The 11,112-nt window shown below is 69.8% G+C and carries 8 protein-coding genes; all 8 read right to left on the bottom strand.

The annotated features are described in order from the left end of the window. Positions 1-38: 38 nt before the first annotated feature. A complete protein-coding gene (locus KBX53_RS09860) occupies positions 39-1,016 on the bottom strand; it encodes a hypothetical protein (RefSeq protein ID WP_030337662.1) in 978 nt (325 codons plus the stop codon). A gap of 32 nt (positions 1,017-1,048) precedes the next feature. Next, complete coding sequence (locus tag KBX53_RS09855; protein ID WP_210858740.1) at positions 1,049-2,578, bottom strand: plastocyanin/azurin family copper-binding protein; 1,530 nt, start codon at positions 2,576-2,578, stop codon at positions 1,049-1,051. A gap of 8 nt (positions 2,579-2,586) precedes the next feature. Further along, positions 2,587-6,531, bottom strand: a complete 3,945-nt coding sequence (locus KBX53_RS09850; RefSeq protein WP_210858738.1) for a ThuA domain-containing protein — start codon at positions 6,529-6,531, stop codon at positions 2,587-2,589. Between the two features lie 23 nt (positions 6,532-6,554). Further along, positions 6,555-7,559, bottom strand: a complete 1,005-nt coding sequence (locus KBX53_RS09845; RefSeq protein ID WP_030337665.1) for a multicopper oxidase domain-containing protein — start codon at positions 7,557-7,559, stop codon at positions 6,555-6,557. A 293-nt stretch (positions 7,560-7,852) separates the two neighbouring features. Further along, complete coding sequence (locus KBX53_RS09840) at positions 7,853-8,692, bottom strand: amino acid ABC transporter ATP-binding protein (RefSeq protein WP_030337666.1); 840 nt, start codon at positions 8,690-8,692, stop codon at positions 7,853-7,855. 4 nt (positions 8,693-8,696) lie between these two features. Then, entirely contained in the window at positions 8,697-9,491 is a 795-nt protein-coding gene (locus tag KBX53_RS09835; RefSeq protein ID WP_030337667.1) for an amino acid ABC transporter permease, read from the bottom strand. 102 nt (positions 9,492-9,593) lie between these two features. Further along, a complete protein-coding gene (locus tag KBX53_RS09830; RefSeq protein ID WP_030337668.1) occupies positions 9,594-10,412 on the bottom strand; it encodes a basic amino acid ABC transporter substrate-binding protein in 819 nt (272 codons plus the stop codon). A 176-nt stretch (positions 10,413-10,588) separates the two neighbouring features. Next, positions 10,589-11,112: hypothetical protein (locus tag KBX53_RS09825; protein ID WP_210858736.1), on the bottom strand; the 524-nt coding region annotated here is incomplete at its 5' end.

Raw genomic sequence — 11,112 nt, 5'->3', positions numbered from 1 at the left:
CCCGATTCCGGGTGACCGGCCACCGCCGCGTCGATGAGCTAGAGCCGGGCGGCGCCCGCCTCGGTGGCCTCCTGTACGGCCGAGGTACGGCGTACCTCGGCGCGCTCGTCGCCGGCCTCCTCGCGGTCCGGTGCGGCCACCCGCGCCGCCCGGTTGGTGGTGGCCGCGGCCTGGTCACCGGTCACGCCGCCACGGATCCGGTTGTTCGCGGCCACCTGGGCGGCCGGGTCGTTGGACGTCACCGCCAGCTGACCGTTGATGATGTTGTCGTCGACCGTGACGCCACCGGTCGTGCTGGTGACGCTCACGTCCCCGCCCCAGTAACCGCCGGAGGCGCAGCTGTCGAGGGTGCCGTTCGGGCCGAGCTGCACACCACCCAGGTTGCCGGCGAAGGTGGCCCGGCCCTGGACGGCACTGCCACACACCACGCTGCCGGTGGCGCTGTTGAGCACCGACAGCGTGCCGTCGACGAACGAGTCGTGCAGGTCGGTGTAGTAGGTGCCGGTGCTGCTGACGTTGCGCTGCACCTGCGTGCCCCGGTCCAGCCGGACCTCACCGGCACTGACGTTGACGTGCCCGCTGACCGTCGACGCCTCGGCGAAGAGGAAACTGTCGATGGTCGTGGAGCCCTTCGGCCGGACGGTGAGAGTGCCGGTGCTCGCGTCCTTCAGGAAGATCCCGTAGCCCCCGGCGGCGAGCACCACCTGGCCGGCGACTGTCGTCTCGGTCGCGTCCAGGTACCCGTCGGCCGCGACGCGTACCTCGCCGCTGATCCGGCCACCGGTCACCACCAGGTTGCCGCCGGCCGCGACGGTGACGTTGCCGGTGATCGTGGTGCCGGTCAGCGCGCAGGACTCGCCGGCGGGCACGAGCAGGTCGTTGGGCACGGTGACCGCACCGCCGGTACCGATGCAGTGGGTGACCAGGTCGGCGTGTGCGGTGGGCGCCACGGCCAGCACCGAGGCCGCGATGACGGCGCTCACGGTGGCCAGCTTGGCGACGGTACGTCCGGGCATCGTGTTTCTCCCTGTCGATGAGGTTCGAGGACTCATGCGCCGACGTCCGATCGGGCCGCGGCCCGGACGATGGCGCCCTGCTGCCGCCGGTCGAGCGTGCCGCCGGTCACCAGCGCGGCGGTGACCGCTTCGACGTGTCGGACGAATTCGGCGTGGCCGGGGTAGTCGGCGTGTTCGTCGATCAGATCGTTGATGGTGCAGCCGTTGCCGGTGTCGACGTTGCGGACACCGGTGTCGTCACCGTCGATGACCACCGTGGCCCGGGTGTCGGACTCCGGGCAGGCGTCGGTGCCGTCGGCCACCACGGTGAACGTCGTCGACTGCTCGGCGGCGGCGTTCCCGGCGGTGTCGGTCGCCCGGAAGCGCACCGTGTGCGCCCCGGTGGCGCGAACGGTGACCGGAGTCGAGTACGCGGTCCAGGCACCGGTGTCGAGCGCGTACTCCACGCTCGCCACACCCGAGTCGGCGTCGGTGGCGGTGACGGTCACCGTCGCGCCGCCGACGTACGCGCCGTCGTCGTTGCGGTCACCGGTCACCGTGGCGGTGACGGTGGGTGGGGTGGTGTCGGCGGCCTGCGGCTCGACGACTGTGAAGTGTTCCATCTGCTCGGCCGAGGTGTTGCCGGCGACGTCGGTGGCCCGGTAGTGCAGCATGTGCATCCCGACCGCGGTCACGACGATCGGGTTCGTGTACGCGGTGAAGGCAGCGCCGTCCAACGAGTACTCGATGGTGGCGACACCGGATCCGGCGTCGGTGGCGGTGAGCGTGGCGGTGGCCGTACCGACGTAGTTGCCGTCGCCGTCGCGGTCGCCGGCCAGCGTGGCCTTCACCTCCGGCGCGGTGGTGTCCTGCTCCCCGGCCTCGACGATCCGGAACTGCACCGAGCCGACCTCGCTGGTGTTGCCGGCCTGGTCGGTGGCGCGGAACTGCACCGCGTGGTCGCCGACCGCCGTCACCCGCACCGGTTCGGTGTACGGGTGGAAGCTGGTGTCGTCGACCTGGTACTCGACGGTCGCGACCCCCGAGTCGGCGTCGGTGGCCGTCACCGTCACGGTGGCCGCGCCGAGGTAGTTGCCGTCCTGGTCCTGGTCGCCGGAGACGGTGCCGGTCACTGTGGGCGCGGTGGTGTCACCGCCCCCACCGCCGTCGGTGACCACCAGCTCACCGACCATCTGGCTGTGGCCGGGGATCGAGCAGAAGTAGCGGTACCGGCCCGGGGTCAGCGTCACTGTCGCCTGGTGGCGGCCGTCGTTGGCGTCGAACGGGCTGGCCAGGATGTTGACTGTGACGTCGTGGTTGTAGCCCTCGGTGCTGGTGTCGAAGGTCAGGGTGTGCGGCATCCCGGTGGTGTTGCCGGTGGCCGCGCTGTTCTCCCAGATGATCGTGGTCGCCCCGGCCACCGCCGTGGTGGGCGCGGACTTGTAGCGGGTGATGCTGTCGTCGGCGGTCCAGGTCAGCACCTGGTCGGCGGCGACGCGCGGGGCGGCGGAGGCGGGCACCGCTGCCAACGGGGTCACCGTGAGCAGGAGCGCCGCCAGCGCGGCCTTCAGTCGTCGGGTCATCGTCTCTCCTAGAGTTCCCGCACGCGGATGTTGCGGAACTCGGCCAGGTCGTTGTCACCGTGGTTCTGCAGGCCGATGAAGCCGCGCAGGAACTGCCGCAGGTCCGTCGGTGGGTCGCCGGCACGCGACGACTGCTTGCCCGGGGTGTTGTCGAACTCGTTGATCACCACACCGTTGCGGATCATCGTGTAGTGCTGCCCGACGGCGCGGATTTCGTAGTCGTTCCACTCGTTCTTCGGGGTGACGCCGGCCTGGGCCAGCGGCACCGGGTCGAAGTTGTAGACCGAGCCGGTCTTCTGCGGCTCACCGGTGTCACCGTCGTAGATCTGGATCTCGTGTCCGCAGTAGATCGCCATCCAGGCCTGCGAGGTCCGGGCCGACCCGACGGTGCCGCAGCTGCCCGGCGGTCGCTGGTCGAGCGGGGTGCGCAGGTCCGGGAACCGGATGAAGACGCCGGTGTTGGCCCGGCCGGTGCCCGGGGCGATGTCCCGGAACTGCACCTTCAGCGAGAAGTCGCCCAGCTCCTTGGTGTGCCAGAGCATGCCCATGCCACCGCTGGAACGCAGCGACCCGTCCGGTTCGATGCCGAACTTCCCGTCCGGCGCCTGCTGCCAACCGCGCAGCGACTCGGCGGTGCCGTCGAAGAGCGGCTCGTACCCGGTGTGGCCGTCCCGGCCGATCTCCGACGCGGCGGCCAGCCGGGTGAGGGTGCCCGCCTCGCGGGTGCTGAGCAGGTCGTCGTCCTGCAACGAGCGGGCCACGGCGGTCACGTGCCGGACGAAACCGTTGTGGTCGGCCCAGGTGCTCTCGTCGTCGATCAGGTCGTTGGCCGTGCAGCCCTGCCCGACCGTGCGACTGGGCACCCCGGTGTCCGTGTCGCCGAGCCACACCGTGGGCCGGTCGTCGGGCACCGCGCAGCCCACCGTGACAGTGCTCTGCACCGTCGCCGTCTCACCGTCGGCGTAGGTGACGGTCAGTTTCGCGGTGTAGGTGCCGACCCGGGCGTACACGTGCCGGGGGTCCGCCTCGGTCGACGTGGCGCCGTCGCCGAACTCCCAGCGGTGGCTGACGCCGCCGGAGCGGGAACCGGTGAAGGCCACGGTCAGCGGCTTGTTCTGCACGGCGACCGAGGTCGCCGCCGGTGCCGGGGTGGGCGCCCCGCCGGTGTAGGTGATCCGGATCAGTTTCTGGTTGGCGTGCAGGCTGAAGAACCCGCCGCCGTAGTCGAGCAGGTAGAGCGCGCCGTCCGGGCCGAACTTGGCGTCCATCCAGCTCTGCAACCTGGTGTCGCCGTTACCGCCCGGGATGATGGCCCGCAGCGACTCGGCGTACACCGGTGGGGCGGCCTGTGGCACGCCGGCCGGGTCGACGGTGACCGCCACCCGGTTGGCGGCGTTCGACTGGTCGCCGATGAACCACTTGCCGTCCCAGTGCTCCGGCCACGCCACGCCGCTGTCGGTGTCGACGAGGTCGCGGTGGTACGTCGGACCGGACATGATGGCCTGGCCGCCGCCGCGCAGGTACGGCTGGGTGTAGGTGGCGTCGGCCGCGACGTAGGTCGGCAGGCCGCTGCCGTCGGTGCGCTTCGGAAAGACCGGGCCGCCGCCGTCCGGCGAGTACCAGATCATGTTGTCCCGGGCCGCCGGGATGTCCTCCAGCCCGGTGTTGCGCGGCGAGGTGTTCTTCAGGTTGTCGCAGTCGTACCAGCCGGTGAGCACTGTGGCGTCGGTGTTGCTGCGGTCGCGGTACGGCTGCCGGTTGCCCATGCAGTACGGCCAGCCCTGGTTGCCGGCCGAGGTGATGATGGTGGCCGTCTCGTACTTCGCCGGGCCGAGGGTGGGACTGGGCGACGAGGCGTCCGGGCCGACCCAGCCGGCGGTCAGCCACTGGTGCTTCGGGTCGATCTGGAGACGGGCGATGTTGCGCACGCCCATCACGTAGATCTCCGGTCGGGTCTTCTCGGTGCCCGGCGGGAACAGGTTGCCCTCCGGGATGGTGTACGTGCCGTCCGGCTCCGGGTGGATCCGGATGATCTTGCCGGCGAGGTCGTTGGTGTTACCCGACGTGCGGCGGGCGTCCTGGAACGAGATCCCCTCGTACTCCTGGGTCCAGTTGTTGCCGGCGTAGCCCTGCGACCCCTCGGAGGAGTTGTTGTCGCCGGAGCCGACGTAGAGGTTGCCCTTGGCGTCGAACGCCATGCCGCCACCGGCGTGGCAGCAGCTGTGGACCTGCACCGGGAACTGCAACAGGTCCTTCCGGGTGGCCTGGTCGATGGTCTGCGCCTGACGGTCGTAGGTGAACCGCGAGATGGTGCGCTGACCGACCCGCTTCACCCGGTCGACCGACTCGTGCGGCATCCAGTAGACGTAGAGCCAGCCGTTCTCGGCGAACGCGGGGTCGGGCACGATGCCGAGCAGGCCCTCCTCGTTCTTCACCAGCTCGGAGCCGCTGCCCCGGTTGCCCATCACCTCCAGGGTGGTGAGCAGCTTGGCCTGCTTGGTCCGCGGGTCCCAGGAGTGGATGGTGCCGCAGCCCTTGCCGACGTTCGGGTTGTTCCAGTCCGCGATCGGGCCGCTCGGGCAGGCCGCCTTGCCGACGTAGAAGACGGTGCCGTCGGGCGTGATGGTGAGCCCGTGCGGCTCGCCGATCTGGTCCAGCTGGCCGGTCTGGTTGGCGGCGGTGAGTCGCTCCACCTTGTAGTTCGACGCGATGGTGGCCTGGCAGTCGCCGCGTACCCGACCGGTGGTCCAGTTCAGCGCGCCGGTGAGGTGCGCGCGGAACGCCTCCTCGCCGTAGCTGCCCTCGGTGTGGCCCATGCCGGTGTAGAACGACCGGCCGCCGTCGTAGTCCCGGCACCAGGACACCGGGTGGAACGGGCCGTTGGCGGCCGCCCCCGGGTTGTAGTGCCGCTCCTCCACCTGGGCGAGCGTGTGCACCGTGCCGATCGGGTTCGGGTCCCAGTTCTCCCAACGGTCGGACCGGGTGATGGTCATCGGCAGCGACGCGGTGGCCGGGTGCTTGCGGTCCAGGATGTTCACCACCGCGCGGTTCACCGCGGGCGGCTCCGGGGCGGTGGTGCTGCCGGTGAACAGGCGCAGGTCGGCGAGTTGGACCAGCGGCTCTCCGCTGTTCGCCGTGACGTTGAGCCGGTAGCGGGTGAACTCCTGCGGCGTGGCGATGTCGAACCGGCGGGTCTGGAAGCGGTCCGGGAAGATCTGCCCGGTGCGACGGTCCAGGTCGGTCCAGCTCTGCCCGTCGGTGGAGCCCTGCAGGGTCCAGTCCTTCGGGTCCCGGCCGGCGGAGTCGTTGGCCGAGGTGAGCGCGTACCCGGTGACCCGCTTCGGCGCGGCCAACTCGTACGCCACCCAGCCGGTCGGGGTGCGGACCAGCCACTTCGTGTTGGCGTCGCCGTCGGTCAGCTTCTCCTTGGTCTCGTTGGGCGGGTTCTCGCCGCTGGCGGTCACCCGGGCCACCGGCTCGGCCACCGGGATGGCGCCGGCCGGTCGGGTGCCGATCAGGCCGGTGAACCAGGTCGAGTCGACCTGGGCGCGGGCGGCGTCGGCGATGCCGACGAAACCGCCGCCGGCCTTCATGTAGCTCTGTAGCGCCGACTCCTGGTCGCGGTTGAGCGCGGCGCCCGTCGCGGAGAGAAAGACCACGCTGCGGTACGCGGACAGCCCCGCCGTGGTGAACACACCGGGGTCGGTGGTGGCCGTGACATCGATGTCATGACCGGCAGCAAGCTGTTTGATGGTGTCGACCGCACGGGACACCGGGTCCTGCTGCTCGGCCACCGGCCCGTGGAACACCAGGACAGCTGTCCTCTGTGGTTGCGCCGCCTGCGGGGCGGCGGCCGTTCGTGGCGCGGCGGCGGCCGCGGCCGTCGTCGTCGCCGGGAGCAGTGTCGCGAGGGCCGCTAAGGCGGCGAGGGTTCGTCGTAGGTTTCTGGTCATGCCCGTCCCCACTTTCGGTTCGGTCAGCTTCCGTGCGTGTGGGTGTGGCCCTGGAACCGGTGGATGGCCTCTTCGGCGCCCGGCGGCATGCTGCCGTCGGCGTTGCGCACCAGGAAGATCCCGGCCATGCCGCCGTCGGAGTGCGTCTGCACGTGGCAGTGGTACATCCAGGCGCCGGGTCCGACACCCTCCCCGGCCAGCACCTGGAAGCCGAACGAGCTGCCGGGGTTGAGGTCCTTGTTGTCGACCACCAGGCTGGGGTCGCTCGGCCCCTCCAACATCCCGGTGCGGTTGTCCGCCCACCGGTGCGCGTGCAGGTGGAAGGTGTGGAACAGGTTGCCGTGGCCGATGGCGATCCACTCGACGCGCTCGCCCAGGTTCGCCTCGAACATCGGGGTCGCCGGTGCCATCTTGTTGTTGATCATCATGTCGTGGAACACGGCGGTGAACTGCTTCGACGGCAGGATGTCGCCGCGCCGCCGGACGATCAGCGCGCCGTACAGTCCCTTCGCGACACCGCCGGTGCCGTGGTCGGTGCCCATCGCGTGATCGTGGTAGTGCCAGTAGCCGGCGCTGCCGGGCATGTACCGCCGGCCCGCCGCGGCCACCATCTCGTGCGAGCGCCAGACGTACGTCCGGGTCTCACCGGGATTGTTGAACGAGGCGTTGAACGGGCTGCCGTCGGATTCGGTGCTGTAGTCCACCCCGTGCGGGTGGATGGAGAGCCGCTGGTCGGTGGTGTTGACCAGGGTGATTTCCAGGGTGTCACCCTCGTACATCTCCAGGATCGGGCCCGGAACGGTGGCCTGACCGGGTGCCAGGCCGTACCCGAACAGGTTGCCGGGCAACTGCTCGGCGTAGATGGTGATCTTCTTGGTGACACCGGCGGCGGCCCGGGCGGGGCTGCCGCCGAACGCGCTGCCGATCGCCGGGGCGGACGCGCCCAGTGCCCCGGCGGCGAGCGCACCGGTGGCGATCAGCGATCTACGGGACAGGTGGCGGTGAGGGCCACCAGCGTGATCGTCCATTGGTCTCCGTTCCCGACCGGGCGAAGACGCGACGAGGACAGGGTGCATCGACCCGAGCGCGGGGGCGGTGGCACGACTGAGGGTGAGGCTCGTCGCGTGCTTTGCTCGGAAGACTCAAAGCTTTCGATGGATGACAGCAACTTATGTAATCCATCGACGAAAGTACAGCTCTGATTGCAAAAAGATTACCTTGACATCACGACGTCTGTCGATTGACATGAAGCTGACACACAAGCGGACGCCGGGCTGCCGTCACTGCGGCAATCCGGCGTCAGCCGTACGGGAGATGTCTGTCAGAGCTGGTGGCGGTCGTCCGCAGGCAGGCTCGGGGCCTGCGGTGGCTCGGGCGCCTGGTCCGGCTGGCCGAGCTGCGCGACGTGGGTCGGGTCGAGGACCCGGGAGAGGAACGCGCGGGTCCGTTCGTGCTTCGGCGCGCCCAGCACCTCCTGCGGCGGCCCCTGCTCGACCACCACGCCACCGTCCATGAAGACGACCCGGTCGGCGACGTCACGGGCGAACGCCATCTCGTGGGTGACCACCATCATCGTCATGCCGTCCTCGGCCAGCTTGCGCATCACGGTGAGCACGTCGCCGACGAGTTCCGGGTCGAGCGCCGAGGTCGGCTCGTCGAACAGCATCAGCTTCGGCTCCATCGACAGCGACCGGGCGATCGCCGCGCGCTGCTGCTGCCCACCGGAGAGCTGGGCCGGGAAGGCGTCGGCCTTGTCGGTCAGCCCGACGCGCTCCAGGTTGGCCCGGGCGATCCGCTCGGCCTCGGCCCGACCCCGCCGGAGCACCCGACGCTGGGCGATGGTGAGGTTGTTCAGGACGGTCAGGTGCGGAAACAGGTTGAACGACTGGAAGACCATGCCGATACCACGGCGAACCTGGTCGATCTCGACGTCCGGGTCGGTCATCTCGACCCCGTTCACCCAGATCGTGCCGGCCGTCGGCTGCTCCAGCAGGTCGACGCAGCGCAACAGTGTCGACTTGCCGGAGCCGGACGGCCCGATGACGCAGACCACCTCGCCCTGGCCGACCTCGAAGTCGATGCCCTTGAGCACCTCGAGCGGACCGAAGGACTTGTGCAGGTCGCGGATCTCCACGGCGGGGCGGGAAGGCGTGGTCGTCATGGGGTCACCGAGCCTTCGCGTAGCGGAGTTCGAGGCGTCGTACCACCTGCGACAGCGGCAGGGTGATCACCAGGTAGGCCAGGCCGGCCACCAGCAGTGGCGTCGCGTTCACCCGGTCGTTGAGCATGTCCCGACCGAACTTGGTGATCTCGATGGTCTGCGCCGTCACGCCGAGCACGTAGGCCAGTGACGAGTCCTTGGTGAGCAGGATGAGCTCGTTCGTCAGTGGCGGGATCACGATCCGGAACGCCTGCGGGATGACGATCGTGCGCATGGCGGTGAAGTGCGACATGCCGAGGGTCCGCGCCGCCTCCATCTGCCCCTTGGGAACGGCCTGGATGCCGGCCCGGATGGTCTCGGCCATGTACGCCGCGGCGGTCAACCCGAGGCCGATAGCTATCGAACCGAACACCCCGCCCGGAATCTCGCGCTCCGGGAAGGCGATCGGGATGCCGTACCCGACGAGGAAGAGCACCAGCAGCGCGGGTAGACCCCGGAACAGCTCGATGTACGCCGTCGCCACCCAGCGGTACGGCGCCACCCGGGACAGCCGCATCAGCGCCAGGATGGTGCCGAACACGAGGCCGAAGGCGAACGCGCCGAGTGTGTAGAGGACCGTGTTGCGCAGCGCCACGGTGATGATCGTCGGGAACATCGACGTGATGATGTCGACGCGGAAGAACGCGTCGGCCAGCCTGCCCCAGTCCGCGGCGAAGGCCACCACGGCGATGACGGCGATGAAGATCAGGTACTGGATCCCGAGGGACAGCCGCTCCCGCTGGCGGCGTCGCAGCTTCACGTTGGCTCGTTGCCTTCCCGGAGGTCTACCGACACGGAGGGCGCGCGGGACGCGCGCCCTCCGGTACTACGTGGTGCTCAGGCGCTCGGCCGGCTCTGCGGCTCAGGCGTTCGGCCGCTTGCCGATCCACTTCTCGTAGATCGTGTCGTACGTGCCGTCCTGCTTGGCCTTGGCCAGCACCTCGTTGATCTTCTTGAGCAGCTCCGGGTTGGCGTCCTTCTTGACCGGGAAGCCGTACTGCTCGCCGGTGTCGAACTCGGCGGCGACCTCGAACCCGCCCGGGTTCTTCTTCAGGTACTCGGTCCAGACCGGCAGGTCGTTGATGGCGGCCTCGACCTGGCCGTTGGCGACGGCCTGCTGCAGGGCGGCGAGGTCCTCGAACTCGACCAGCTTCAGGCCCTTCTCCGCCTCGAGCTTCTTGGCGTAGTCACGACCGGTGGTGGCCGCCTGGACGCCAAGCTTCTTGTCCCGGAGGTCGTCCAGCGACTTGTACGTCTTGCCGGTCTTCACCAGCATCGCCTGGGTGGCGTCGAAGTAGGGATCGGAGAAGTCGATGACCTTCTTCCGCTCCTCGGTGATCGTCATGCCGGCGGCGGCCGCGTCGCACTTGCCGGTGTTGAGGTCCTGGCCGGACTTGATCCCCTCGAACGGGGTGTCGATGATCGTCTGCTCGACGCCGAGCTCCTTGGCGACCAGGTCCATGATCTCGACGTCGAAGCCGGTCACCTTGCCGCTCGCGTCCTTGGACTGGAACGGCGGGTACGGCAGGTGGGTGCAGACGGTCAGCTTGCCCGCCGCGACCAGCTTGACGCCGCTGGCCTGGACCTCACTGTCGTCCTTCTTCGCGCAACCCGCGGTCAGTGCGAGGGCGGCGACGGCCACGACGAGGCCGGCCTGACGGACGGCGCTTGGGAACCTCACGGCTGTGTCCCTCCGATTCGGCTTCCCTTGCACAGAAAGCCAATCTGGTTCATAGACTTTGCGATAAGCGACCGTACCCGATCGGGCGCGTCGCCCCCAGATCACGCCGTGGTCACCCGGGCGACGCGACACCTGGGTCACCGCCGGCGAACCGGACACTCACGCAGCAACCTGCCTCAACCACCGGTTCCCTCGGCCGCCCCGTCCGGGGTGAGGGCCCCACCGTGCGGGTCTGTGTCCAGGAACACGTGCTGGTGGCCGTGGCCGGCGTCGACGCTGACCTGGTCGAGCTGGGTCGCCGCCACCGACCAGATCGTCGCGGCCTCGGCCGCCTGCCGGGCCGCGACATCCAGCACGGCCGCCCGCTGCGCGGCCGGAACGCCGGCGGCCAGCGCGTACGCGTCGACAGCCAGCGACGCCTGCTGGACCGCTGCGCGCAGCCCGCCGCGCGCCACGTTGGTGGCGGTGGTCCCCGACGGCGGGTCGGCGAACGGTTCGGCCGCCCGGCGCATGACCTCCTGCCACTGGCGGGTCTGCGCGGCGTCCGGTGCGCGTCCGCTGGTCGTCTCCGTCTTGATGGCGGCCAGGACCGGGGCGACCTGGTCGCGGACGCGCCGCGCGGTCTCGGTCAACTCCACGATCTGCTGGGCGTCCCGCTTCGCCTCGGCCTGCTTGATGCTCGCGATGGTCGCCTCGGTGG

Origin of the sequence: Micromonospora sp. M51, from assembly GCF_018070305.1 — a bacterium.
Lineage (GTDB): Bacteria > Actinomycetota > Actinomycetes > Mycobacteriales > Micromonosporaceae > Micromonospora > Micromonospora parva.
Note: the sequence above shows the minus strand (reverse complement) of the source record. Positions and strands in the feature narration are given on the sequence as shown.